This is a genomic window from Pedobacter antarcticus (genome assembly GCF_900112985.1).
In the GTDB taxonomy this organism is placed as follows: Bacteria; Bacteroidota; Bacteroidia; order Sphingobacteriales; family Sphingobacteriaceae; genus Pedobacter; species Pedobacter antarcticus.
Genome location: NZ_FONS01000002.1, coordinates 296,363 through 319,669 on the forward strand (window position 1 = coordinate 296,363; position 23,307 = coordinate 319,669).

Annotated in this window: 24 protein-coding genes; 15 read left to right on the forward strand and 9 right to left on the reverse strand. The window is 41.5% G+C overall.

From position 1 onward, the window contains the following. Window positions 1-52 precede the first annotated feature (52 nt). Complete coding sequence (locus BM192_RS06310; RefSeq protein ID WP_074963932.1) at window positions 53-448, forward strand: group III truncated hemoglobin; 396 nt, start codon at window positions 53-55, stop codon at window positions 446-448. Window positions 449-754: 306 nt separating this feature from the next. On the opposite strand, the gene BM192_RS06315 is transcribed toward BM192_RS06310, so the two are convergent. Next, window positions 755-1,603, reverse strand: a complete 849-nt coding sequence (locus tag BM192_RS06315; protein WP_051759532.1) for a YitT family protein — start codon at window positions 1,601-1,603, stop codon at window positions 755-757. A 442-nt stretch (window positions 1,604-2,045) separates the two neighbouring features. Between BM192_RS06315 and BM192_RS06320 the strand changes: the two genes are divergently transcribed. The 4 genes from BM192_RS06320 to BM192_RS06335 all read left to right on the forward strand — a co-directional run bounded on the left by BM192_RS06320 (window position 2,046) and on the right by BM192_RS06335 (window position 7,930). After that, the gene (locus tag BM192_RS06320; RefSeq protein WP_037438083.1) at window positions 2,046-5,225 is read left to right on the forward strand and encodes a SusC/RagA family TonB-linked outer membrane protein; all 3,180 of its coding nucleotides are present in this window, start codon (window positions 2,046-2,048) and stop codon (window positions 5,223-5,225) included. A 34-nt stretch (window positions 5,226-5,259) separates the two neighbouring features. After that, complete coding sequence (locus tag BM192_RS06325; RefSeq protein ID WP_051759529.1) at window positions 5,260-6,744, forward strand: RagB/SusD family nutrient uptake outer membrane protein; 1,485 nt, start codon at window positions 5,260-5,262, stop codon at window positions 6,742-6,744. Between the two features lie 131 nt (window positions 6,745-6,875). Then, complete coding sequence (locus tag BM192_RS06330) at window positions 6,876-7,439, forward strand: hypothetical protein (RefSeq protein ID WP_037438082.1); 564 nt, start codon at window positions 6,876-6,878, stop codon at window positions 7,437-7,439. Then, window positions 7,436-7,930 (forward strand): GNAT family N-acetyltransferase, encoded by a 495-nt coding sequence (locus BM192_RS06335; protein ID WP_037438080.1) that lies wholly within the window; start codon window positions 7,436-7,438, stop codon window positions 7,928-7,930. The genes BM192_RS06330 and BM192_RS06335 overlap by 4 nt, the downstream gene beginning before the upstream one ends. Before the next feature lie 2 nt (window positions 7,931-7,932). Here the strand turns inward: BM192_RS06335 and BM192_RS06340 are convergent, their stop codons facing one another. Then, window positions 7,933-9,252: a M20/M25/M40 family metallo-hydrolase gene (locus BM192_RS06340; RefSeq protein WP_037438100.1), complete on the reverse strand. Its 1,320-nt coding sequence runs from the start codon at window positions 9,250-9,252 to the stop codon at window positions 7,933-7,935. A gap of 28 nt (window positions 9,253-9,280) precedes the next feature. After that, a complete protein-coding gene (locus tag BM192_RS06345) occupies window positions 9,281-10,375 on the reverse strand; it encodes a DUF4407 domain-containing protein (protein ID WP_037438079.1) in 1,095 nt (364 codons plus the stop codon). Between the two features lie 170 nt (window positions 10,376-10,545). Between BM192_RS06345 and BM192_RS06350 the strand changes: the two genes are divergently transcribed. Next, window positions 10,546-10,863, forward strand: a complete 318-nt coding sequence (locus tag BM192_RS06350) for a rhodanese-like domain-containing protein (protein WP_037438099.1) — start codon at window positions 10,546-10,548, stop codon at window positions 10,861-10,863. A 2-nt stretch (window positions 10,864-10,865) separates the two neighbouring features. Beyond that, the gene (locus tag BM192_RS06355; RefSeq protein WP_074591513.1) at window positions 10,866-11,093 is read left to right on the forward strand and encodes a DUF6358 family protein; all 228 of its coding nucleotides are present in this window, start codon (window positions 10,866-10,868) and stop codon (window positions 11,091-11,093) included. On the opposite strand, the gene BM192_RS06360 is transcribed toward BM192_RS06355, so the two are convergent. Then, entirely contained in the window at window positions 11,074-12,108 is a 1,035-nt protein-coding gene (locus BM192_RS06360; RefSeq protein WP_037438078.1) for a dipeptide epimerase, read from the reverse strand. The two genes, BM192_RS06355 and BM192_RS06360, sit on opposite strands and share 20 nt — an antisense overlap. Before the next feature lie 76 nt (window positions 12,109-12,184). Here BM192_RS06360 and BM192_RS06365 point away from each other — a divergent pair, with 76 nt between their 5' ends. Continuing rightward, window positions 12,185-13,153 (forward strand): hypothetical protein, encoded by a 969-nt coding sequence (locus tag BM192_RS06365; protein WP_074963933.1) that lies wholly within the window; start codon window positions 12,185-12,187, stop codon window positions 13,151-13,153. On the opposite strand, the gene BM192_RS06370 is transcribed toward BM192_RS06365, so the two are convergent. Next, on the reverse strand, window positions 13,150-13,770 hold the full coding sequence (locus tag BM192_RS06370; RefSeq protein WP_074591508.1) for a rhomboid family intramembrane serine protease: 621 nt from the start codon (window positions 13,768-13,770) through the stop codon (window positions 13,150-13,152). The genes BM192_RS06365 and BM192_RS06370 overlap by 4 nt on opposite strands. Window positions 13,771-13,932: 162 nt before the next feature. Between BM192_RS06370 and pepT the strand changes: the two genes are divergently transcribed. Beyond that, window positions 13,933-15,186: a peptidase T gene (gene pepT, locus BM192_RS06375; RefSeq protein WP_037438077.1), complete on the forward strand. Its 1,254-nt coding sequence runs from the start codon at window positions 13,933-13,935 to the stop codon at window positions 15,184-15,186. A gap of 76 nt (window positions 15,187-15,262) precedes the next feature. On the opposite strand, the gene BM192_RS06380 is transcribed toward pepT, so the two are convergent. The 4 genes from BM192_RS06380 to BM192_RS06395 form a co-directional block, all read right to left on the reverse strand. Next, window positions 15,263-15,955: a class I SAM-dependent methyltransferase gene (locus BM192_RS06380; protein ID WP_037438075.1), complete on the reverse strand. Its 693-nt coding sequence runs from the start codon at window positions 15,953-15,955 to the stop codon at window positions 15,263-15,265. A 12-nt stretch (window positions 15,956-15,967) separates the two neighbouring features. After that, window positions 15,968-17,074 (reverse strand): mechanosensitive ion channel family protein, encoded by a 1,107-nt coding sequence (locus tag BM192_RS06385; RefSeq protein WP_051759527.1) that lies wholly within the window; start codon window positions 17,072-17,074, stop codon window positions 15,968-15,970. 12 nt (window positions 17,075-17,086) lie between these two features. After that, the gene (locus BM192_RS06390; RefSeq protein WP_037438074.1) at window positions 17,087-18,484 is read right to left on the reverse strand and encodes an MBL fold metallo-hydrolase RNA specificity domain-containing protein; all 1,398 of its coding nucleotides are present in this window, start codon (window positions 18,482-18,484) and stop codon (window positions 17,087-17,089) included. A gap of 148 nt (window positions 18,485-18,632) precedes the next feature. After that, the gene (locus BM192_RS06395; RefSeq protein ID WP_037438073.1) at window positions 18,633-18,839 is read right to left on the reverse strand and encodes a YtxH domain-containing protein; all 207 of its coding nucleotides are present in this window, start codon (window positions 18,837-18,839) and stop codon (window positions 18,633-18,635) included. Window positions 18,840-18,953: 114 nt separating this feature from the next. Between BM192_RS06395 and BM192_RS06400 the strand changes: the two genes are divergently transcribed. The 6 genes from BM192_RS06400 to nagA all read left to right on the forward strand — a co-directional run bounded on the left by BM192_RS06400 (window position 18,954) and on the right by nagA (window position 23,300). Continuing rightward, complete coding sequence (locus tag BM192_RS06400; protein WP_037438072.1) at window positions 18,954-19,325, forward strand: hypothetical protein; 372 nt, start codon at window positions 18,954-18,956, stop codon at window positions 19,323-19,325. 90 nt (window positions 19,326-19,415) lie between these two features. Further along, window positions 19,416-19,859, forward strand: a complete 444-nt coding sequence (rplM, locus tag BM192_RS06405) for a 50S ribosomal protein L13 (protein ID WP_037438071.1) — start codon at window positions 19,416-19,418, stop codon at window positions 19,857-19,859. 16 nt (window positions 19,860-19,875) lie between these two features. After that, window positions 19,876-20,262: a 30S ribosomal protein S9 gene (gene rpsI, locus BM192_RS06410; protein ID WP_037438070.1), complete on the forward strand. Its 387-nt coding sequence runs from the start codon at window positions 19,876-19,878 to the stop codon at window positions 20,260-20,262. 20 nt (window positions 20,263-20,282) lie between these two features. Beyond that, window positions 20,283-21,107, forward strand: a complete 825-nt coding sequence (gene rpsB, locus BM192_RS06415; protein WP_037438068.1) for a 30S ribosomal protein S2 — start codon at window positions 20,283-20,285, stop codon at window positions 21,105-21,107. 105 nt (window positions 21,108-21,212) lie between these two features. Beyond that, complete coding sequence (tsf, locus tag BM192_RS06420) at window positions 21,213-22,049, forward strand: translation elongation factor Ts (RefSeq protein WP_037438067.1); 837 nt, start codon at window positions 21,213-21,215, stop codon at window positions 22,047-22,049. 135 nt (window positions 22,050-22,184) lie between these two features. Continuing rightward, a complete protein-coding gene (gene nagA, locus BM192_RS06425; RefSeq protein WP_037438066.1) occupies window positions 22,185-23,300 on the forward strand; it encodes an N-acetylglucosamine-6-phosphate deacetylase in 1,116 nt (371 codons plus the stop codon). The last annotated feature ends 7 nt before the right edge of the window (window positions 23,301-23,307 follow it).

The window sequence follows — 23,307 nt, forward strand, 5'->3', positions numbered from 1 at the left end:
TCTCCCTATCTTTGCCATTCAATCTAACAGCTAAACAAACCTCAGACAAGGCATGGCAGCAGCAAAAAGTGATATCAGCGACCTCAAAGACATCCAGCTTCTGGTAGATCACTTCTATCAACTAGTCCAGCATGACGAACTGATCGGACCCATCTTTTCTGCAGCCATTTCCGACTGGGAGCCCCACCTTCAGCAGATGTATCGCTTCTGGAATGCCGCCCTCTTCGGCGCACCAGGATTCACTGGAAATCCCTTCGCCAAACACGCCCGCCTTCCCATCGCACCCCAGCACTTCAAACGCTGGCTCGAACTCTTCTCCCAAACCGTCCTTAACCTTTTCGAAGGTGAAAAAGCTACCGAAGCCATCCACCGTGCCAACCTCATGGCCGAAATGTTCATGCGTCGCCTCGATTCCCTGCGCAACAATAACCGAACCCCCATCGTTTAAAAAAACAAACCCGACCCTACTTGCCTCCCAAATTCCTTCCAATAACTAACATCTACACGAAAAAACGACTCATACTGCCTTCCTAAATGCCATCCAATACCTAAAATTTACAAAAAAACCCATACCGGTTCTCCACCAGCCCTTCCAAAAAATCCAAAAAAAAACCCCATACCGGCCCCCTAGTTGGCGCTAATTCACGAAGGAATACTCGTAAAAAAAAGGGTGTAAGTTTTTTTTGCGTGCCTACAGCTTTGCTGTCAGCACAGAAAAAAAATCTTACACCCTTTTCTTTACGCTTTTCGTGAACTAACTCAACGTAAAACCTCTTCCAAAAACGTCGTGCACATCATGGATAACCACAAAAGCCATGGGGTCAAGCTCGTGAATTGCGCGTTTCAGCTCCATTAATTCAGGCTTGCTAATCACGACATAGATAACTTCTTTCGGGTTTTTTGTATACGCACCGCTGCCATGGAGAATAGTGGCTCCACGGAACATACCTTCCGTAATTTTAGCGGAGATCTGTGCAGCTTCGGTGGAGATGATGGTTACTGCCTTTTTGGTATTGAAGCCCTCGATGATAAAGTCGACGACTCTGGCACCGACATAAACTGCTATTAGCGTGTACATTGTGTTTTCTGGCCCGATGATAAATGCCGAAAGTGCGATAACGACGATATCTACAATCAGCATGGCAGTTCCTAATTTCCAGCCCCAGAACTTTTGAAAGAGACGGGCAATAATAGCGGAGCCACCGGTTGTTCCGCCCGATAAGAATACCAGGCCTATTCCACCACCGACTAGTACGCCGGAGAAGATTGCGGCCAGCAATGGATCTGAAGTTAGTGGCTTCAGTTCATTTTCAGTCAGGAACAGGAATAGAGAGGAAAAAAATATACCGAATATGGTGTAGATGATGGTGCGTTTATCGAGTAGCTTGTACCCGATAACCATCAGTATGGCATTTAAAATCAGGTTTAATATCCCGGGAGACCAGTTGAAATAATAGAAGGCAACAATGGTTAACCCAATTACACCACCCTCGGAAAGTTTGTTGGGGATAGCGAAAAAATTAATTCCCACAGCGAAAAGCAGCGTACCCAGGATGATTAATCCGAAATGCTTTGCATGGTCTTTTGTTAGTTTGATTTTCATAGATTTTAGAGAAAAGAAGAATGCTAGATCTGCACATGTATGTTATCTAATAATTCTGTTACAAATATCTGAAAATTATGACGTTTTGAGGATAACAATTTGATGATTGGTATAAATTGAACAATTTGTAAAAATGACACCAAAAATGTTCAGTATTTTGATATTATGGTGTTGTATTACAGGTGATTATTGAGTTTTTCGTAAAAAATAATTGACGATCTGTAAGTTTGAGGGTTTTTTATCCCAAAAAAAGACTAGTAAGACAGTGGGTTAATGGTTTTTGTGGTTTTTAAACGATATATACGTTTAAAATATTTCGATTTCGTTAAATCGGAAAACAAAACGCCTAAAAGTCAATCGTATTTCGTCAATAGCTTTATAATAGGCATTCTATTGCACATATTGTACCCGAATTTATTACAAACCACATTATTAACACTAAATGAAAAAAAAACTACTTAATTTTCTTGTGTTGAGTTTGTTGTGTTTAAGCACGGCATTTGCTCAAAACAAAAATGTAAAAGGAAGAATAATCGGAGCAGAAGACGGGCTTTCAATCCCTGGAGTTTCTGTGAAGGTTAAAGGCACGACAATTGGTGCTCAGACGGATGGTGATGGAAACTTCACAATCGGTCCGGTTACCCCAACAAGTGTATTAGTTTTCTCTGCTCTGGGATACGGAACTGCAGAACAGGCAGTAGGAACCAGAACGCAAATCAATGCAACACTTAAAGAAGATTCTAAAGCGCTGGAAGAGGTTGTGATCAACGTAGCGTATGGAACTTCGAAAAAAGAAGCAATTACTGGTGCTGTTGCACAAATCAATAAAGGCGATCTGGAACTTCGTCCATTAACGAACGTGAACAATGCGTTGGCGGGTGCCTCTGCTGGTGTAGTTTCTACTGCATCCAGTGGCCAGCCGGGTGCTTCCGGATCTATTAGGATCCGTGGTTTCGGATCGATTAATGCCTCAAACACACCCCTATATGTAGTAGATGGAGCTCCATATGATGGCGATATTTCTAACATCAATATGAATGATGTACAGAATATTTCAATTCTGAAAGACGCTTCTGCTTCTGCACTTTATGGTTCACGTGCAGCTAATGGTGTTGTCATTATTACGACTGTCAAAGGTAAACAGGGCGGCGACCAGTTAAATCTTAATTTAACACAGGGTGTGAGCTCAAGAGGAATGGCTGAATACGACCGCGTAAATGCTTTTCAATACTATCCATTGGCTTTTCAAGCTTACAGAAATAGTTTAGTTTACCCTTTAAGCGGCACACCTTTAACACCTGGAGCAGCAGATACAAAAGCATCTGCAGAAACCTTCAAAAACTTAGGTTACAATCCATTTAATGTTCCAAATGACCAGGTGATTAATGGTTCAGGTCAGATGAATCAGAATGCAAAATTAGCTTATGATGATTTTGACTGGATTGAGCCGTTAAAGCGTGTTGGTAAAAGGACAGATATGAACATGAACTACAGTGGTGCAACTGAGAAATCTGACTATTTATTATCATTAGGTTATTTGAATGATAAAGGATATGTGGAGAAATCAGATTTTACAAGATTTACCGGAAGGGTAAATGTGAATGCAAATCCATTAAAATGGTTCAAAACCGGGTTAAATATTTCAGGAAACGTCACAGAGTCTAATGTTGCAAATGGCTTGGGAACTGCCGCAGGTACAGGAAGTACTTCTTATAATAACGTCTTCTTCTTCGCCCGTAATATTGGTCCGATTTATCCAGTTTACAGACATGACGCTTCAGGCGCTTTCGAACTGGATAACAACGGCAATAAAATTTATGATATCGGTGCGCTCCGCCCTTCTGGTGCAAGTAACGGAAGACACGTGGTTCAGGAAACAGATTTAAACTATAACCTGTTTAAAAGAAACACCGTTAGTGCGCGGACTTATGGAGAGATTACTTTCCTGAAAGACTTTAAATTTACGCAAAAGATCAACGTTGATATCTCGAATACAGATAGATCAAGCTACGATAACAATATTGTAGGTGATGGTGCACCTGCCGGAAGAGCAACCTTAACAGGTATCACGCAGACTTCATTGACTGCCACTCAGGTTTTGAGTTATAACAAAACGGTTAACGATCACGGCTTTGACTTTATCGCTGGTCATGAGACGTACAAATTCAAATATGATTATCTGACAGGATCTAAAAATTCACAAGTATTAGACGGAAATACAGAGTTGGTTAACTTCTCTACGATCAGTAACCTGAATTCTTATAAAGACAAATACACGCTGGAGTCTTATTTCACACAATTGAACTATAATTATCAAGGTAAATATTTCCTGAACGGATCATTCAGACGTGACGGTTCTTCCAAATTCGCACCAGACAGCAGATGGGGTAATTTCTTCTCTATTGGAGCATCATGGTTGGTTAGTCAGGAAACATTTATGAAGGATGTAGAATGGGTTAATTATTTGAAACTACGTGGTTCATATGGTTCTGTAGGTAATGACAGATTATTAGACGCTGATGGTTTAGAAACTTACTATAACTACAAAGCTTATTATAACCTGAATAACAACAATGCTCAGGAAGGTGGATTATTACTGAACTCACTGGCAACTCCTAATTTAAAATGGGAAACTAATTATTCGAAAGATATCGCTGTTGAATACAGCTTGTTTAAAAACAGGTTACGTGGTACTTTTGAAGTGTTTGATAGAAGATCTGGTAACTTACTATTTAATGTTCCGCTTCCTGTCTCTAACGGTATCCCGACTATTGCGACCAATATTGGCGAGATGTACAATAAAGGTATTGAGATCGAAATCGGTGGAGATCTGATTAAAACCAAAAACTTTAAATGGGATGCCAATATTAACTGGACAACAGTTAAAAATAAGATCACGAAAATGCCTGAAGAATCGCCAACTATTATTGACGGAACAAAAAGGTTAGCTGTAGGACAATCGAGATATGATTTCTGGCTTAAAAAATGGGCAGGTGTAGATCCCACTGACGGTTCTTCATTGTACGTAAGAGACACGGATATCCCTAGTAGCAAACCGTCTGAAAACAGAACTATTGATGGTAAGGAATACACAACCAACATCAACAATGCTGAATTTGGATACAATGGATCTGCTATCCCTGATTTTTCTGGTGCTATTACCAACACCTTTAAGTATAAAGACTTTCAGTTCTCTTTCATGATGAATTACCAGGTAGGCGGTAAAATTTATGACGGCGCTTATCGAGGTCTAATGGCTTATGCAAGCTATGGAGGTGCATTACATTCCGATGCATTAAATGCCTGGAAAAATGCAGGTGACGTTACCGACGTTCCACGTTTGGATGTTGGCTCTTCAACGAACAACAATGGCCAGTCTGATCGTTGGTTAATCGACGCTTCTTATCTAGCATTGAGATCAGCTTCATTGTCTTATACATTACCTAAGTCATTTATTTCGAAAGCTGATCTGAAAAATGCACGAGTTTATCTATCAGGTGAAAACCTAGCGATTTTCTCTAAACGTAAAGGTCTGGATCCAAGCTATTCTTATACTGGTGTAAGTTCTAATGCTTATTCACCTACACGTACGATCAGTTTAGGATTGAACGTTTCGTTTTAATAAATAATCTTGATATCAACTATTGTATATACAAATGAAAAATTTAAAATATAAAATAATTCCGGTGCTCTTCGCAACAATGGCTTTAGGCTCTTGCAAAAAAGACTTTCTGGAGACTACGCCAACACAACAGGCAGATGACGCGACTGTTTTTGCGACTACAGCAAATGCAATGGCCGCGCTAAATGGTATTCACCGTTCGATGTACAGGCAATACGATGCGCAGGATCAGGGTGGACAAGGTTCTATGAATATCAACCTTGACATGCTTGGCGATGATCTGGTAAATACTGCAGCAGGTAACGGATGGTATAATTCTACTTACCGATGGGTTTCACATAGAGATGCAAACAGTACTACTGATAAGTTTGCATATAAGTTCTATTATCAGATTATTGCTAATGCCAATAACATTATCGAGAAAATTGGTGGTGCAGAAGGACCTGAAGCTGATAAAAACCTGATTAAAGCTGAAGCACTTACTTACCGCGCGTGGGCTCATTTCATGGTCGTTCAACTCTACGCTAAACGTTATGATTTTGCTGGTAGTAATTCTCAGCCAGGTGTCCCTGTTAAAACTAAACTAGATACTGAACACGTGGGACGTGGTACGGTGGAGCAGGTTTATACGCAGGCGAATGCAGATATTGATGAGGCGATTACTTTATTCGCTACGGCCTCTGCCAGTCCGAATAAGTCGCACTTCAATATAAAATCTGCAAAAGGAATTAAGGCCCGTATTGCTTTGACTCAGGGAAAATGGACTGATGCAGCTAAATTTGCATCGGAAGCCAGAACCGGTGTGGAATTGATGTCTAATGTAGATTACCTGGCAGGATTTAACAGCTATACTAATCCGGAATGGATTTGGGGTAGTAAACAAGTGGAAGATCAGACAACTTACTTCTTTTCTTTCTTCGCCTATATGTCTGCTAACTATAATTCGTCAAATCTTAGGGCAAATCCGAAAGCAATTAATTCCAACCTATACAACAAGCTCTCGAAAACAGATGTCAGAGCACAGTTATGGGATCCGACCGGAGAAAACAAGGCTTTCCCGATTCCAACCAGTGCGAGTGTGAGAGCGAAGTATATGAATCGCAAATTCCTGGTTGCCGGAGCGACTTCAGTTGGTGATATTGTGAATATGCGTGCTGCCGAGATGTACCTGATTGAAGCAGAAGGTTTAGCCAGAGCGGGTCAGTATGGTGCTGCTCAGGATGCGCTGTATACTTTAGCCAAAAAACGTGATGATGCTTATGTGAAATCTACAAAAACGGGCAACGACCTGATTGAAGAGATCATGGTGCAGAGACGTGTGGAGCTTTGGGGTGAAGGATTCCGTTTTACGGATCTTAAACGTCTGAACCTTCCTTTAGACAGAAGTAACAGTAATCATACCGTAGCTTTAGCTCAGACATTGAGTGAGCCGGCAGGTGATGCGAGATGGCAGTGGCTGATTCCTCAGGATGAAATCAATGCGAATAAAGCAATTGAACCTGGAGATCAAAATCCATAATTACTTAATAAAAAGGGTGCCCGAAACGGCACCCTTTTTTATTTCCTGTATTTTCCAGGACGAAGCATATTAACCTTCAGAATAAATTTTAAAAATTAAGCAGATTCGGGAATCATTAATAACTTAGCAGTATGTCATCGCATCATATCGTCAGAGAAAAACAAGAACCGGCACTGTATATTCATGAGCTGGGAAATTTTAGTGAAGAATACCTGGGCCAGTTACTGGAATGGAGCCCAACGCTCATTGTCAACGGAGCCGTCTATGAAAAAGTCCTGAGTCTGGGGCTCAAAGTGGATGTTGTGCTGAATACCCTGGAAGGGATTGCCGTGCAAGAGAATACAAAATCTATTATCGGACCCGGTGATGAATATAATACGGTAATGAATTACCTGATTTCCGAAAAGTATCCAGCGGTCAATGTGATTGATACCGACAAGGATCTTGCGGATCTGGCCTTTTACATAGACCGGATCAATATTGTGCTGTTTACGCCTGAAGAGAAGTCATATGCAGTTAAAACAGGGTTCAGTATATGGAAACCTGCAGGAAGTGTGTTTCTGATCAATGTCGTGTCTTATTTCGAGGCGACAAATTTGAGACAGGAGGACGAACGTGTTTTCAAAGTCGTTGAAGATGGTTTTGTAGCCTTTACTTTTGCGACTGAATTTTTGTTTTTGACAGAATATTTATGATTACTTTAAGAATAGCCAGAGAAGAAGATCTGCCTGTTATAGCCAATATCGGAACTATCACTTACGGTCCGACTTACGCACATCTAATCGGGCAGGAGCAGGTTGACTATATGCTCGGGAAGTTTTATACCCTGGGTGCTTTAAAAGAGCAGCTGATGCAGGGGCATATATTCATCATTGCACATGAACAGGGTAAAGACCTTGCTTTTGCATCCTATTCCACTACCGACCCTGAGAAAGGGATTGTGAAGCTTCATAAATTATATGTATTGCCGGAAGCTCATGGGCTGGGACTTGGTAAATTCCTGATTAATGAAGTCCGCGACAAAGCGATAGATGCAGGAGCGAAAAGCCTTGAGCTGAATGTTAACCGGGATAATAATGCCAAGGCTTTCTATGAAAAGGCTGGCTTTAAAATCAAAGAAACCGTTGACATTGAAATTGGCAACGGTTTCCAGATGAATGATTATGTAATGGCTCTGCCTTTATAAAATTACTGAACCAGTTTAGGAATTCTGGTCGGGGTATCCTGACCGTTCACAATACTGATTGCACTTTTGGCAATTGCCTTAATGGTAAAGAGGATATTATCGACATCCAAGGAGCTATACTCGTCCTTAACGGTATGATACAGCTTATCTATATCAATCTGGTCGGTACTGATCGTATGTGCCGGTACACCTAATGCTGCTAATGTTGCATTGTCACTCCTGTAGAAAAGATTCTGCTCTGTATAAGGATCAGGGTGGAAAGTGAATTCTGTACCTTTCAGGTTTTTTTGCAGGATCTTTCCGAAATCTGATTTTTCATAACCGGTGATAAATGCGGTATGTTTTCCGAATTTACTTTCTTTACCTATCATCTCAATGTTAAACATCGCTACCACATGATCCGGGTTCAGTTGTTTAGAGAAATGGGAAGCGCCGTATCCACCAATTTCTTCGGCAGTGAAAGCGACAAAAATCAGCGTACGTTCGTTATTATTTAGCTTTTTATAGTATTTGGCCAGCGCGATCATAGCTGTAGTGCCCGAAGCATCGTCATCTGCACCATTAGCAATGCTATCCTGCCCGGCAACCGATGAAGGGATTATTCCCAGGTGATCATAATGGCCGGAAAAGATAACTAGTTCGGCAGCTTTGGATTTACCCGGAATTATACCGCCAACGTTGAATAACTCCATTTTTTTGACGCTGCTACGCAGGGAGACGCTAAATTCTTTTACTGCGGTTTCAGGAGTAAGCACAAAAACCAGTGCTGCAGGATTGTCGCCCTGTAGATCTTTCTCATCCAGGTTTGTTCCTCTGCCAGCATAGTCCTGTAACTGTTTGAATTCGGCCTTAAACTTCGGATCAACCAAAATCAGTTGTCTTTTTTTACTGCGTGCCAGCGCCCGGTATTGTTCGCGGAACGGTTTTGCCGGATCAAGGGAAATCGCAGCGTCACTGTTCGCATTGCTGAACTTATTTTCTGCAGCCTGATTGCCGACAACAAGAATGTTTTCCGAGGCTACTTTCGCTCCGTTTACAGTTACATCACTGCTTAAGGGTTTTACCTGGTATTTGTAAAATGTCTGGCGGTATCCTTTCTCACCCTGAAGAGGCTGAAGTCCTATTTCTTTAAACTCTTTTTCAATAAAACTCGCCGCTTTATCAATACCAGGGCTGAAAGTTGCACGTCCCTGCATTTCATCGCTGCTCAATGTTTTGATCAGCCTGTCTACATAAGGTTTGGTGATAATCTTGTCGATATCCTGTGCGATAGCCGGCGGGCCCGCCAGCAGTAAAATGAGGGGGTAAATTAAATGTTTCATCAATATAAAGTTAAGCAATAAAATCAGGCTATTTGGCAGGATATTCATTCCAGAATTGTTTCTTTTGCGCAGTTACGCTGGCTATTTTGGTATCCTGAACTCCATCTGTTACCGCAATTTCAAATTCTCTTTTTTTGTTAGACTCGTGTACCTGGCTGTCTTCCAGATTCTTGATAGCCTTATCATACGGTCCTGTCGCACTCATCAATTTAACAAATACCGGCAGACATTCAAAGAAGATAAACAGTAATCCAATGAAAGTCACAGCCAGGGCGGTATTTTCGTCTTTCGTTCCGTCAGTATTGAAGCTTAACCGTCCTAGTGCCCAGTTGCGGTCGGCAAACCCGGCAATAGATGCCAGGCTATCCAATTCTTTACCAGTAAATAGTTTCTCTGTCCGCATTCCGTCAAACTGTTTCCGGTCATCCATAAAGCCCTGAAGTTTTTGAACAGCTGACTGGACAGAATCCAGCTCACGCTGTCTTTGCTGTAGCTCTGCTTCCTTTCTTTTTGCATAAGGACCATAACCCATCTGTCCGGATGTTTCCTGCGTTTTGGTGCCGAAAACTTCGAAATTCAGTTTCTTGCGATCTTGCTGAATGCCAGATGTGAGCGAGTCCTGTAAGGCCGAATTCTGCTGTAGCTGACGAAATTCCAGCTCGTACTTTTTCTGGAAAGTTTTATTAAGCGTATCAATCTTGGCGCGCTGATTATTCAAATAACTGACCTTAAGACGCTCCCGGATCTCTTTATCAAAGATTTTAAGTTCCAGCGGGCGGGAGATTACAAGGCCAATCATAACGGCCAGCAAGATCCTCGGTAAAGCCTGTATTGTTTGTTTGAAAGCCGATCCGCTTTTATTGATACTGGACACGATATACCGGTCCATATTGAAGATGGCCAGGCCCCAGATTATGCCAAAAAACAAGGCAAACAAAACAGCGAAAGAATCGCCCTTAAAGACAAAGTACATGGCATACCCGCCGGAGAGCGCTGCAAAAAGGGCAGTGAAAAAGATAGTGGCCCCGATACCAACATATTTCTGGTGTTCTGTAGGATACTTTTGAAGTGTTTGCTGATGTACTCCGGAGCAGAACCAGAAAAAACGAGACAGTGATTCCATCGTATTAATTTAAATAATAAAAAACTATTAAACGCCTGTAAAACTGAGTTGTTACAGCTGACTTGTGCATTCCTTAAATTTTGACTGACGTCTGTCAGGATAACCGCAGATAAACTTTATATTTGACCTTGTAAGCTTATGCAAGCTTCATGAACATTAAAATAAATATCATGAAAGAAATTAGTGTACAGGAACTGAAAGATAAAATCGATAATAATGAGGATTTTCAGCTGATCGATGTCAGGGAAACATTTGAATACGAGACTTCCAATCTGGATGGCCTGAATATTCCTTTAGGCGGAATCTTAATTGAGACAGATAAAATTGCCACCGACAAACCGGTTATTATGCAATGCAGAAGTGGGAAACGCAGTGCAGCAGCTGTAATGCAACTGGAGCAGATGCATGGTTTTACTAATTTATATAACTTAAAAGGCGGGATCCTTGCCTGGCAGGCAGCTTTTGATCCGGAAATGCCAGTTTACTAGAAATGAAGAAACAAATCGCATTAAATACTTTCTATACCATTGGAATTGTAGTCTCTGTGCTTGGTCTGAAATGGGCAATAGAGAATAGTAATTATCCTGTTATAGCTTTGCTTATAGCCACGGCAGGGTTCTTTTTATATCTAAAAATTAACCTCGTAAAAGAGGTTAAAAAAGCTATTAAAGAAAAAGAAGAGCTTTATAAATCCAGTGTTAAGAAAGAAACAAAGTAGATGGTATACCTTTCAGGCCCAGGCCTGGAAGGTTCTCTAATACATATCTGCCTTTTTCTAACAACGGTCTTTCGAAGGGATTATTGACCGTCAGAAACGGACCGTCCAGATCTGACCAGTTGCATAAAGGTGCCAGTGCCATTGCAGCTTGAGTGGCAATGGAAGTTTCACTCATACAGCCAATCATTACTTTCATCCCCAGTTTTCTGGCCTTGCTGATCATCGCTGCAGCTTCGTACATCCCTCCGCATTTCATCAGTTTAATATTAATGCCATGATATGCTCCTTTAATGCGATCTATATCGCCAAGGCGTTGTACGGCTTCATCGGCTAGTATAGGAATAGGGCTTCGTCCCGTGAGCCAGGCGTTTCCATCATGATTATTTTTATCCATAGGTTGCTCTATCAATACTACGCCCTGGTCATGCAGCCAATAAATTAAATCTATAGCCTCTTTGCGGTTGGTCCAGCCCTGGTTCGCATCGACATATAAAGGCAGAGAACTTACCGAACGAATGGTGCGGATGAGCGCCCGGTCATCTGCAGAACCGAGTTTGACTTTTAATACTTTAAATTCTTTTGCACCGGCAATTTTCTCCAGAATTACTTCTGGTTTGTCTATGCCAATGGTGTACGATGTGACGGGCATTTTTGCCGGGTCGGCGTGGTATACTTCATAACATGGTTTTCCTGTCAGCTTACCTTGCAGGTCGTGTAATGCAATGTCAATGGCTGCTTTAACCGCAGGGTGGCCTGCTTCCAGATCATCGAGGTAAGCAATGATCTCAGGGAAATTAAAAGGAGCGGTAAATCTGGTCCAGTCTACTCGGGCCAGTAATTGTGTTGCGCTGGTATAAGTTTCACCAAAGTAAGGGACCATAGATGCTTCGCCATAACCGTCAGTTCCTTCTGATGTTAATTTAAGGAGAAGTAAAGGCGTACTTGTTCTGCTAAACCCGGAGATCGTAAAGGGATGTTTAAGTTTCAGTTCAAAGGAAATATGGGATGCCTGCATTTCTTTGGTAATCGTAAAGTTAAAATATGGGTGTCGCTCCGAATGTAAAAATAATATCCCTAATATTGTGGTCAATATGGCTGCTACACTCTATAATCCTTTCAAAAATTTCGATTTTAAATATGAAAACTGCTTTTTAAGCGGACAGTCAGCTGATGTGCCTGTTGTTCAGGTAAATGTGCTGCCTGACTGGCTCTTGAAGCTGGCCGGAATTACTGGTGAAGAGCAGATCCAATTATTGGATGAGTCTATCCGTTCCTATAACACGCTTAAAGTTCCGGTGAGTGAAGACCTATTACTGAAAGCGATATTTCCACTCGAGCAGAAAGTGGAAGCCGCATTTGAAAATGGTTATGCAGGTGTTTCCAAGCTGGATCAGACAGATCTGTTCCGGTGGATCGGTAAGTTTCTGTATAGCTTGGTTTATATTGAAATGAATGCGGCGGTAAAGCTACAGCAACTGAGTAGCGATGGCCTGAATATGTCTCAGGGACTTATGCACAAGTTCGGGAATCTACAGACCATGGTTCAGGGGATTTTCCGGGAGGTTGTTTTCGAAAACTTTTGCCCCTGGTCTATAGTTGTCGTGCCATTACAGGAGACAGGAACTCATTTTAGTTTCCGTGATGAGATAAACACACTTACCTTTTCTTTGAAAATGAAAGATTTTGGGATCATTGCCTGTCTGCAGGATAATGGTACCAACCAAAAATACCATGCAGAAATTCTGGAGCAGATTAAGGGACAAAAGCTCTCAGAACAACAGTTTGAAGAACTCTGCGCCCGCTTTTTTTATTCGGCATATCTTTTTAACCGTCTTCCGGAATATACAGTAATGGAAGTGGAAGGGGCTGTTTATATCGATGCAATGCCACTTCGCGGAACGATTAATAAATCCCTTTTCGATGTTTGGCAGCATAAAACTTATGCACAGGTGCTCGAGAATTTCTGGAAACCCTGGGGAAACCTGCTGATGGAAATCCGTAAAGATCCGAACGCGCCAACCAGCTATTTTAATCCGCCGTCTTTACCGGCTGCAGGTTAACCGAAACGGCCAATCAACTGCCCTATAAAGTGAGGAACAATACCGGGAACTAAAATAATAGTTAACACGACACCCGTGATCGCACCGAACATGTGTGCGTCATGATTAATGTGGTCTGTGGAGTTTCTGGCCATATAGTAACAGTAAACCAGATAAAGTACGCCAAATAATACCGCCCAGATTGGAATAGGTAATGGGAAAATCATGAGGGTGGTTAAGGGATAGAACATGATATAACTAAAAAGTACTGCCGAGATAGCTCCCGATGCGCCCAGGCTATGGTAATGATAATCGTCTTTATGCTTCAGTACAGATGGTATGTCACTCAGAATTAACCCTACGATATAAATTACACCAAATCTGAGACTGCCTATCGTACTTTCCAGTGCAAAAGCAAAAAAGAAAAAGGTGAACATGTTAAAAATCAGGTGCATCCAGCTCCCGTGAATCAGTCCGCTGGTTATCAATGTGTAGATGTTACTTCTGCGGTAAACACTGTAGGGGTGCAGCATAAAGCGGCCATATAGGGCCTGGTCATTAAAGGCGTAAATGCTTGTGGCTATTGTAAACAGAAAGATGATGGAAGCTACAGGTGTCTGTTGAAGATACTCGTTCATAGAAACAGATTGATTATTATTTTTGCTGCAAAATAGCAATTGCTGAGGATAAATGTGTTTGTTCAACATCATAAGAATCTTTTCAGCGTTAACTATTACCTTTATCGCGGGTTCGATCTGGTGGTTTTATATCAATCGAACTAGCTTAATCTTTTTAAAATTATGTTAAAATATCAGAACACAGCTAAATCTTTGCAAAATAGGTTTGCAGCATATGTCAAAATAGATACGCAATCTGATGCTTCCTCTGTTACGGTGCCTTCTACTGCTAAACAGAAGAATCTGGGAAGCCTGCTTGTTACTGAGTTAAAAGCAATGGGGATCGCCGATGCACATCTGGATGAATATGGCTATGTATATGCCACTATTCCTTCGAACACAATTAAAGACGTTCCCGTTATTTGTTTCTGCTCGCATATGGATACTTCACCTGATTGCAGTGGATTCGAAGTTAAACCGATCATTCATACCAATTATCAGGGTCAGGATCTGATCCTTCCCGATGATCCTTCTGTTGTACTCCGTATGTCTGAACACAGAGACCTGAAGGATCAGATCGGCAATGATATTATCACGGCGAGCGGAACAACGCTTTTGGGTGCAGATAATAAAGCCGGTGTAGCAGAAATTATGGAGGCTGCGGCTTTCCTCATTGCCAACCCTGAAGTTAAACACGGGACCATTAAAATTCTGTTCACGCCAGATGAGGAAATCGGACGAGGTGTAGATCATGCAGATCTGCAGAAATTAGGTGCCGACTTTGCTTATACAATAGATGGGGAGACCTGTGGTTCTATTGAAGATGAAACGTTCTCTGCTGATGGAGCAGTATTAAAGATTCAGGGTATTAGTGCACACCCGGGTTTTGCAAAGGGAAAAATGGAGAGTGCGATTAAAATTCTGGGGGATATTCTTCATGCTTTGCCTAAGGATAGACTTAGTCCGGAATCTACTTCACAAAAAGAAGGGTTTATTCATCCTGTACAGGTTTCAGGAAGTGTTGAGCAGGCCGAGGCACATTTTATTATCAGGGATTTTGATGATGAACAGCTTGCAGCCCATGGTAACGAACTGGAAAATATCGTTAAAGAAGTTATGCAGTATTATCCCGGCTCCGCATATGAGCTGGAGATTAAAACTCAATATCGTAATATGAAAAAGGTGCTTGATGAATATCCTCATGTGCTTGAATACGGTGCACTGGCCATAGAAAGGGCAGGAGTAACTGTCAAAAAACAAAGTATCCGTGGAGGAACTGATGGATCCAGGCTCTCGCTGATGGGACTGCCTTGTCCAAATATATTTGCAGGAGAACATGCCTTTCATGGAAGGATGGAATGGGCCTCTGTTCAGGATATGGAGAAAGCGGTACAGACCATTATTAATCTTGCCCAGATCTGGGAAGAAAAAAGTTAAAAAACAGCCCCCCCCCTTTATTGATGCTGCTTTCGGCTGGATGTTTTAAAGGGGGGCTTATAATAGGACAGGTGTTTTAAGATCTCGATATGCGCATCTCTGCAAGATATTGGTCTTCTCCGGTGTCGAATAATAAATGGCACTCCCAGCCGCATTCTTTTGCAATCTTTTTAAGGGTAAAAGGGTCTATATACAGCCAGTTGAACCACTCTCCGGTTTCTCCGCGGTAAGCATACTGGTAGCTCACTTCTCCAAAATATTTATCGGTTGGTTTCTCCATTTCTTCATAGAGGTAACTGATGTCGGAACTGTCGAAAAGTAATTGACCATCTTCGTTTAACAGTGTTTTCGCATGTTCGAGAAACCGTCTGAAGCCTTCTAGTGTTCCGGTTAGCCCAATGCCATTCATCAGGAAAAGAAGAGTATCGAATTTCTCACCGCTATAGGTATAAATATCTGCCTTTACGACTTGTTTTAAACCTCTACTTTTCATGATTTCTACTGCCGTATCAGAAATATCCAATGCAATTACATCAAAGCCCCTTTCCTGCAGGATCAGGCTGTGACTGCCCGCTCCCCCACCTACATCAAGTACTCTTCCTTCGCATAGGTCCATTGCTTCCAGCTCGATATCCGGCATCTCGTCTTCTTTACGGAAGAAGATATCCACCGGCATTTCTTCGGGTTCATCATAAGAATTATTAAGCCAGAGTATCTCAGGCTGACCAGTCTTAAACTGATCATTTAATGCATTTCCAAAAACATCCATGGCGCAATTTACCTAAATATCCGTTCTGTTGGAAAACTCGCCTGTGGATTGCGGACTTCTTCCCTGGTATTCTAATCGTGTTTTTGGCAGGCACTGCGGATAATTGTTGCGTATAAATGCAATCATTTCTTCACGAACATAGCAGCGCAGGTCAAAAGCCTGGGAAGAGTTTCTTGCGCTCATCAGAAAACGAACCTCCACAGTGTCTTCTTTGTTATCGGTAATCTGTACAACATTTACGCGTTTATCCCAAAGAGGGTTACTGCTTAATAACCGGGTGAGTTCGGTTCTTAAAGGTGGGATCGGGATGGTATAATCAAGGTACAAGAAAACGGTACCGAGTAGTTCGGCTGAAACCCGGGTCCAGTTTTGAAAGGGTTTTTCTATGAAATAGGTAATGGGAAGCACAAGCCTGCGCTGATCCCAGATACTTACAACGACATATGTTAACGTGATTTCCTCCACACGACCCCATTCTCCTTCTACAATCAGTACATCGTCAATCCGGATGGGTTGGGTAAATGCAATCTGAAATCCTGCAAGTAAATTCCCCAGTGACTTCTGTGCGGCAAAACCTATAATAATTCCACCGATACCTACTCCGGTTAGCAGCCCCGTACCTATTTTACGCATGCTCTCAAAACTCAGTAGAATGATAGATACAGTAACCAGGATAATCAATGTGATGACAAACTTCCTGATAAACTGTAATTGTGTACGGATTTTCCGCTCCTTCAGGTTATCTTCTTTATTCAGGTCGTATTTATGGTAGAATACATCTTCCAGTATCTTGATAATTCTTATCAAGATCAGGGAGACCATAATGGTCAGTGCAATTTCCATAGCTCTGCTGAGCTGGGCCCGGGTATCCTGCGAAAGGGTCATCAGACTAACCGCAGTATTCAGGAGTATCAAAGGAAGAAAGATCTGAGCAGGCCCGTTCAGGTGGCGAACAATAGAACGAACCTGAAAGGAAGCCCATAGTCGGGAAAAGATGCTAAAGAACCTGCTGATAATCCATTTCAGGATTAAACCAAAGATAATAGCTGCGAGAGCGAGTAAAATATTCTGAACAAAAGCGGGGACCGGATGGCCCAGGAAATTGAATGTATATGCCATAGGCGGATTTATTTATAAATCGAATTGTTGATGGTATTCTGGTATTGACACCTGCTTGAATCCCTTGTCTTTGAGTTTCTGCGCAAAATGCTGTTGTACTTCATATTCTCCGTGTACAAGGAATAGGCGTTTAACAGCAGCGGGATCCTGACAGGAAAGAAACTGAAGCAAATCTTCATAATCTCCATGTGCACTCATGGAGCGAATAGATCGAATCTCGGCTTGTACCTGATAGTTTTCGCGGAAGAGATAGACACTTTTGTTTCCTGCCAGCAGTTCTCCGCCCAGGGACTCCGGCGCGCAGTAACCAACCAGGAGAATCGTGTTTTTGTTATTACTGACCGTATTACGGATATGATGCCTAACCCGGCCACCTTCTGCCATTCCGGATGCCGATATAATAACACAAGGACGGTTATCATTATTAAGTGCCTTGGATTCCTGAACGCTTTCAATAAATTTTAGTCCTTTAAAACTAAATGGATCGGCATCTACCTTCATTACCTCTTTTACACCATTGTTGTAAACCTCAGGGTGATTTTTTAGTACCTGTGTGGCCTGTAGGGAAAGCGGACTGTCAACATAATATGGAATGTCCGGAAGTTGGTTCTTTAGCTCCAGGCCATTTAATGCATACAGGATTTCCTGTGTGCGGCCGACACTGAATGCGGGTATAATAACCTTTCCTTTTTTGATGATACAGGTCTGACGGATAATTTCAAGCAAAATATTATCAGTGGGTTCAAGATCCTTGTGAAGGGAGTCACCGTAAGTAGATTCCATCAGAATATAATCGGCTTGAGGAAAAGTCTGCGGGCTCTTTAAAAGTAAGTCAGTATAGCGGCCGACATCTCCGCTGAATGTTAAGCTGGTTGTCTTGCCATTTTCGTTTAGTTTAAGATGTACTGCTGCGCTACCTACAATATGACCTGCATCAGTGAAAAGTATATTAACTTCAGGACTGATGTCAAATGGATGGTTGTAATCAACGACTTTAAATCTGCCAATAGTTTCTACGACGTCTTCTTCTGTATATAAAGGTTCTTGGGGATCTTCGCCGGCACTTAATTTACGGTTAGCGTATTCAGCGTCCTGTGTGTGAATTTTTGCCGAATCCATCAACAGTATTCTGGCTAGATCCATCGTCGCTGCCGTACTAAAGATATTTCCCTTAAAACCTTCTGCAACGAGTCGCGGAAGCAGGCCGCAGTGATCTATATGGGCATGTGAAAGGATTACGAAGTTAATTTCAGACGGCTTAAATCCAAAATAGGAATTTAGTTTTTCGGTGCTTTCGCCCATGCCCTGAAATAGTCCGCAGTCTAATAAAATTTTTGTGCCGGAAATTAAACTGATCAGGTGTTTACTTCCTGTGACGGTACGCGCGGCGCCGTGAAAAGCTATGTTCATTATAAATAAGGGGTAGTTTGGTTGAAGAATGCCTGTTGCATCTGATGTCATGAAGATGACTGCCGCAATTGAGCGGATTTGAAATAGTACCGATAAATTGTTTTGAACTGCAGGTATGCCTGTTCTTGACTAGCATACCTGCAGGCGGCTAAGCTTTAACTTTCGCCAGTTTGTCTTTTACACTGTCGGCAACGTCAGCCAGTTTATCTTTTGAAGAGTCCAGCAAATCACAAAACCAATCTGCAAGCTGATCTTTCACGTCTTCACCTTTATCGGAAGATAAAATTAATGCTACTGCTGCTCCAAGTGCTGCTCCGGCAAGGACGCCTGCAACTATTTTCGTTTCTTTAGTCATAACTTCGTTTTTTACTCAATTCCTGTTTAATAAACCTAATAACAATAAGTGTTGCAAAAGGTTCGTTTAATTTAGCTTTTAAATCCGTAATTATTCTAATTCAGTATATACTGTATGCTAAAGCTGCTATCTTATTTTAATATTTTCTTTGCAGTGTTCTATTTTATGGAATACCTGCAGAACAGCAGCTACTGGATAACTTCAGGGGTAATTGCTGTAATCGTATCCAACTGGCTGGTCTTGCGCTGGCTTGAATCAGGGGTGTCCGGCAATCGGTGGGTTAGCGTCGCAGTTGCTTTGGGGTCAATAAGTTATGCTGTTTATACCGCTTTTAACACCTTAACTTCTTTATATGCTGCGGTAGCTGAAGACTATCTGGACAGGCCGCTTATCCTGCTTTCTGCGGCTACGATCGTCTTTGCCGTAACGATCATCGCCCAGCTGCTTATTTCAGGATTTAATCAATATTCAAAAAAAAGTGATTAACTGTTTGACAATTAAACATATTAATCTATCTTTGCAGTCCCTAAATCTTAGGGGGAATAAATAATTGTTTAACAAATTAAATACAAGCAAGTGAATACGTTAAGTTACAAAACTGTCTCTGCCAATGCTAAAACTGTTAACAAACAGTGGGTTGTTGTTGATGCACAAGGCGAGATTTTGGGGCGCTTGTCATCGAAGATCGCTATGATCATCCGTGGTAAAAACAAGCCTGAGTATACCCCACACGTAGACTGCGGTGATAATGTTATCGTTATCAATGCAGACAAGGTTAAGTTGACAGGAAATAAATTCGAAAACAAAGAATATGTTTCATACACTGGATATCCAGGTGGTCAACGTTTCATTTCTCCAAAAGAGTTAATGGCGAAGCACCCTACGCGTGTAATCGAGAAAGCCGTTCGTGGTATGTTACCTAAAACAAAACTTGGTGCTAAATTATACACCAACCTTTTTGTTTATGCAGGTACTGAGCATCCTCATGCAGCACAATCACCAAAAACCATTACACTTTAATTAAAGGAAGAAAGAAATGTCAGTTACTAATACTTCAGGAAGAAGAAAAACTGCTGTTGCGCGAATCTACATGAAAGAAGGCAACGGTACTATTACTGTTAACAGTAAAGATCATAAAGAATATTTCCCTACATTACCTTTACAATATATTGTAAACCAAAGTTTTGAAGTTTCAGAACTTATCGGTCAGTATGATGTTAAAGTGAACGTAGCAGGAGGTGGTATTAAAGGCCAGGCCGAAGCTGTTCGTTTAGCTATCGCTAAAGCTATTGTTGAGTTAGATGCTGAAAAGAAACCAGCATTACGTGCTAAAGGGTTAATGACCCGTGATATGCGTATGGTTGAGCGTAAGAAACCAGGACGTAAGAAAGCTCGTAAGAAGTTCCAATTCAGTAAACGTTAATCTCAAGGAGGACAAAGACAATGGCAAGAACAACATATCAAGACTTATTGGATGCAGGTGTACACTTTGGTCACCTTACCCGCAAATGGAATCCCAAAATGGCACCATATATTTTTATGGAACGCAATGGTATTCACATCATAGATTTAAACAAAACTTTAACTAAAACTGAAGAAGCTGCTTCAGCGATCAAACAGATCGTAAAATCAGGTCGTAAGATCTTATTTGTAGCGACTAAGAAACAAGCTAAAGAAATCGTTGCTGATCAGGCTAAAAAAGTAAACATGCCTTTCGTTACTGAACGTTGGTTAGGTGGTATGTTAACTAACTTCCAGACTGTACGTAAGTCGATCAAAAAGATGTCTAACATCGATAAGATGACTAAAGACGGTACTTACGCTATTCTTTCTAAGAAAGAGCGTCTGATGATTCAGCGCGAGCGTATTAAATTAGAAAGTTTATTAGGTGGTATTGCGGATTTAAACCGTTTACCAGCTGCGATTTTCTTAATTGACGTTAAAAAAGAACACATTGCTGTTAGCGAGGCGTTGAAATTAAACATCCCTACTTTCGCAATGGTTGATACTAACTCTGATCCTTCGAACATCGATTTTCCTATCCCGGCGAATGATGATGCAACTAAATCTATCTCTTTAATTACTGATGTAATCATCAAAGCAATTGAAGAAGGTTTAGATGAGCGTAAACGTGAAAAAGATGATGAAGCTGAAAAAGAAGCTGTAGCTGCTAAAGCTGCTGCTGATGCTCCTGAAACTGCTGCACCTGGCGCAAGAAGAGCTAGAAAAGAAAACGCTGAAACTGAAGAAGGTTCAAGCGAAGCTTAAATAATATAGTGTTGGGTTGTATGTTGTACGTTGCGGGAAGATTCTTACAACTGTCAACGTACAACCCATCATTTTTTTTAGATAAAAAACTTAAAAGAAAATAAAATGTCAGTACAAATTTCTGCAGCAGATGTAAACAAATTACGCCAACAAACCGGTGCCGGTATGATGGATTGCAAAAAAGCATTAATAGAGGCCAATGGCGATTTCGAAGCTGCTGTTGATTACTTACGTAAAAAAGGTGCTAAAGTTGCAGCGAGCCGTCAGGATCGTGAATCTAATGAAGGTGTTGTTATCGCAAAAGCTACAGCAGACGGAAAGCGTGGTGTTGTTGTTGAATTAAACTGCGAAACTGATTTCGTGGCTAAAAATGCTGATTTCATCGCTTTAGCTAACAAATTCACTGACCTGGCTATTGAAAACAATCCTGCTTCACTGGAAGACTTATTAGCTTTAGAAATTGATGGTCAGAAAGTTTCTGAAATCATTATCGAGAACACTGGTAAAATCGGTGAAAAAATCGGTATCTCTAAATATGAGACTGTAACTGGTGAGAGAGTTATCTCTTACATCCACGGTAACTACCGTTTAGGTGTATTAGTTGCTTTAAATCAGGATGTAGCTGGTATTGAAGAAGCTGGTAAAGATGTAGCAATGCAAATCGCTGCAATGAACCCGGTTGCTTTAGATAAGGCTGATGTTGATACCCGTACTATCGAACGTGAAATGGAAATTGCAAAAGACCAGATTCGCGCAGAAGGTAAACCAGAAGAAATGGTAGAAAAAATTGCTGCTGGTAAATTGAACAAGTTCTACAAAGATAACACTTTGTTAAACCAGGAATTTGTTAAAGATTCATCTAAAGATGTACGTAAATTCTTAAATGACACAGCTAAAGATTTAACTGTTATCGCATTTAAGCGTGTTCAATTAGGATCATAGTTCCTTCACCATAGATCAAAAAAAAGAGGGTATCCTGAAAATGGGTACCCTCTTTTTTGTTTCCGCTTACCAGCATAAGAAATTTTAGCGATATATTTAATCCGGCAGGATGTACTGCCATTAACTGCGCTGATAATGCTGGCTATACAAAATTCGAAATTTTATACGCAGGGTAAACTCCAAATCGATGCTGTGCTGCTTCTCTCCGATGGGCGCATAAAAGAGGTGATAACCGGATCCATTCCTGAAGAATATGAGGTTTACGACGCTGGTGGGGCATTACTTGCTCCTGGGTTTCTTGACCTTCAGATCTATGGCAGCGGTGGAAACCTTTTCTCGGCCTTTCCGACGGTTGAGACCTTAAAGCAAATGGACGATGACCTTGCTGCCAAAGGAACCGTAGGTTTCCTGGTTTGCGTCGCAACTAATTCGCCAGAAATAGTCCGGGAAGCAATTGCCGCAGCAAAAATATATATGCCGAGAGCCCGTGGATTTCTGGGCTTACATCTCGAAGGCCCCTTTCTTAATCCAGCCAGGCTTGGCGCCCATGTCGCAGAATATGTACATCCCGCTACGCTGGACGAGGTCCGGGAACTGATCGGCGGATCTGAAGAAGTAGTAAAGATGATGACAGTTGCGTATGAACTGCAAGACAAATCTGTTATCGATTATCTGCTTGAACAGGGCATAGTTCTTTCACTGGGACATAGTGATGCCACTTTTGAGCAAGCTAATGATGCATATGCAGCGGGTTTCAAGACAACGACTCATCTGTTCAATGCAATGCCTTCAATTCACCACAGGAGTCCAAACCTGCCTTCTGCAGTATTATTACATCCAACTGCAATGGCGAGTATAATTGCTGATGGTGCACATGTAGACTTTAACATTGTGAAACTCGCGTATAGATTGATGCAGGGAAGACTATTTTTAATTACTGATGCAGTTACGGCATGTAATGTAGGGCCATACCAGCATCAGTTAAGAGGAAGCCGCTATACCACACCAGAAGGTACAATCTCCGGATCTAATATCACATTACTGGACGCAGTTTCTAATTGTGTAAATAGGTGTGATATTCCTTTACCGGAAGCGCTGAAAATGGCCACTGAGCTGCCAGCAAAGTTAATGGGACTGTCATCTGATTACGGTATGATAGCGAAAGGACAGCTCGCAAGCTTCGTGTTGCTGGATGATGATTTGAATTTAAAGCAGGTATTTATCAAAGGTTTGCAATTTGATCCTGTATAATTGAAAC

Excerpts from the sequence above, each read along its gene's own strand:
- BM192_RS06310 (WP_074963932.1), top strand. The coding sequence starts at position 53 with ATGGCAGCAGCAAAAAGTGATATCAGCGACCTCAAAGACATCCAGCTT.
- BM192_RS06315 (WP_051759532.1), bottom strand. The coding sequence starts at position 1,603 with ATGAAAATCAAACTAACAAAAGACCATGCAAAGCATTTCGGATTAATC.
- BM192_RS06320 (WP_037438083.1), top strand. The coding sequence starts at position 2,046 with ATGAAAAAAAAACTACTTAATTTTCTTGTGTTGAGTTTGTTGTGTTTA.
- BM192_RS06325 (WP_051759529.1), top strand. The coding sequence starts at position 5,260 with ATGAAAAATTTAAAATATAAAATAATTCCGGTGCTCTTCGCAACAATG.
- BM192_RS06330 (WP_037438082.1), top strand. The coding sequence starts at position 6,876 with ATGTCATCGCATCATATCGTCAGAGAAAAACAAGAACCGGCACTGTAT.
- BM192_RS06335 (WP_037438080.1), top strand. The coding sequence starts at position 7,436 with ATGATTACTTTAAGAATAGCCAGAGAAGAAGATCTGCCTGTTATAGCC.
- BM192_RS06340 (WP_037438100.1), bottom strand. The coding sequence starts at position 9,252 with ATGAAACATTTAATTTACCCCCTCATTTTACTGCTGGCGGGCCCGCCG.
- BM192_RS06345 (WP_037438079.1), bottom strand. The coding sequence starts at position 10,375 with ATGGAATCACTGTCTCGTTTTTTCTGGTTCTGCTCCGGAGTACATCAG.
- BM192_RS06350 (WP_037438099.1), top strand. The coding sequence starts at position 10,546 with ATGAAAGAAATTAGTGTACAGGAACTGAAAGATAAAATCGATAATAAT.
- BM192_RS06355 (WP_074591513.1), top strand. The coding sequence starts at position 10,866 with ATGAAGAAACAAATCGCATTAAATACTTTCTATACCATTGGAATTGTA.
- BM192_RS06360 (WP_037438078.1), bottom strand. The coding sequence starts at position 12,108 with ATGCAGGCATCCCATATTTCCTTTGAACTGAAACTTAAACATCCCTTT.
- BM192_RS06365 (WP_074963933.1), top strand. The coding sequence starts at position 12,185 with ATGGCTGCTACACTCTATAATCCTTTCAAAAATTTCGATTTTAAATAT.
- BM192_RS06370 (WP_074591508.1), bottom strand. The coding sequence starts at position 13,770 with ATGAACGAGTATCTTCAACAGACACCTGTAGCTTCCATCATCTTTCTG.
- pepT (WP_037438077.1), top strand. The coding sequence starts at position 13,933 with ATGTTAAAATATCAGAACACAGCTAAATCTTTGCAAAATAGGTTTGCA.
- BM192_RS06380 (WP_037438075.1), bottom strand. The coding sequence starts at position 15,955 with ATGGATGTTTTTGGAAATGCATTAAATGATCAGTTTAAGACTGGTCAG.
- BM192_RS06385 (WP_051759527.1), bottom strand. The coding sequence starts at position 17,074 with ATGGCATATACATTCAATTTCCTGGGCCATCCGGTCCCCGCTTTTGTT.
- BM192_RS06390 (WP_037438074.1), bottom strand. The coding sequence starts at position 18,484 with ATGAACATAGCTTTTCACGGCGCCGCGCGTACCGTCACAGGAAGTAAA.
- BM192_RS06395 (WP_037438073.1), bottom strand. The coding sequence starts at position 18,839 with ATGACTAAAGAAACGAAAATAGTTGCAGGCGTCCTTGCCGGAGCAGCA.
- BM192_RS06400 (WP_037438072.1), top strand. The coding sequence starts at position 18,954 with ATGCTAAAGCTGCTATCTTATTTTAATATTTTCTTTGCAGTGTTCTAT.
- rpsI (WP_037438070.1), top strand. The coding sequence starts at position 19,876 with ATGTCAGTTACTAATACTTCAGGAAGAAGAAAAACTGCTGTTGCGCGA.
- rpsB (WP_037438068.1), top strand. The coding sequence starts at position 20,283 with ATGGCAAGAACAACATATCAAGACTTATTGGATGCAGGTGTACACTTT.
- tsf (WP_037438067.1), top strand. The coding sequence starts at position 21,213 with ATGTCAGTACAAATTTCTGCAGCAGATGTAAACAAATTACGCCAACAA.
- nagA (WP_037438066.1), top strand. The coding sequence starts at position 22,185 with ATGCTGGCTATACAAAATTCGAAATTTTATACGCAGGGTAAACTCCAA.